Raw genomic sequence first — 1,120 nt, forward strand, 5'->3', positions numbered from 1 at the left:
TAACTGATGTTACGCAACGAGTCGGGCGAGTTGTTGATACATAGCTTTCACGCCTACGGTGTAGAGTTGGGCTTTGAGGCGAAAATGCCCGAGCCCATGCTTGAGCTTGAGGATTTCGAGCTTGCCATACGCCAGCAGGGCGGCAAAGAAGTGGGTCGTCTGGGTGGTCGGCGTTTTCGTGGGGGATGCCCCCATCGACGCATTCTGTTTGAGCGACTTATGGTATTCTTCCACTTTCCACCTTCTCTGATAAATCGTGGTGAGTTGGGCCTGCGTCAAGTCGGTGTCGCTGCTGACCAAATATAACGTCCCCTGGCTACCGTCTTGGTTAGTAAAGACTTGTCTGGTCACGAGTACTGCCTCTTGGACGGACCGCAAATAGACGCGTAGGGGCTGCTTATCGGGAAAAGCCAGCGTCTGCACGGCTTCAAACCGGCCGGCAGCCCGCGCCTCGGCGCTCAAGGCCACGGTGCGGGAGCTTTCCAGGGCAAAAATAAACTCGTGGCCCAGGGCCCGCACCAACGCCATGTTCTCGGCCGAGGCGTACCAGCTATCAGCCAGCAGGTAGCGGTAAGCCACTTGTTGCTGGGCCACGCGCAGCATCTGCTGGAGATACTCGTTCTTAGTGAAGGCACTTTGATAACTGGTTTGCTGCGTCTTGGCGTTGAACACGGGCACCGTCTTGGTCACCAGTTCGGCGGCGATAGGTAGCGCCAACTCGCCGGCCTGGTAGAGCAGGCTCACGAAATTCAGACCCTGGACGAAACGCTGCTGGCCGTGGTCGTAATGCGTGCAAATCAACTCGTTGGCATCGGTATAGGGCTTTTCCAGAATCGAGTCATCGACGATGAGCACGGCAAATTCGGCCGGCTGGCGCCGCGCTTCGGCTTGCCGAATCAGCGGCTTGGCCTGCCGCCATAAGGCGGGTGACCCTAACACGGTGCTACTCAACCAGCGCGTGATGTGGTCGTGGCTCAGTGCCCCATCCAGTAACCGCGACAAGCCCGTGGCTGTCGTCGGGCCTGTAGAACTCACCAAATAATCCGTATACAGGTCCAGTGTGCAAGTCATGATGGCATTCTTAAACGGCTCGGCCGTCCCAACGACTGCGTAACATCAG

General features: G+C 57.5%; 1 protein-coding gene. It reads right to left on the bottom strand.

The features are described 5' to 3' along the window. Positions 1 to 9: 9 nt before the first annotated feature. Positions 10 to 1,074, bottom strand: a complete 1,065-nt coding sequence (locus ACYSMN_RS25465) for an IS701 family transposase (RefSeq protein WP_488926749.1) — start codon at positions 1,072 to 1,074, stop codon at positions 10 to 12. Positions 1,075 to 1,120 lie beyond the last annotated feature (46 nt).

It is taken from the genome of Hymenobacter sp. M1-2, from assembly GCF_057808495.1.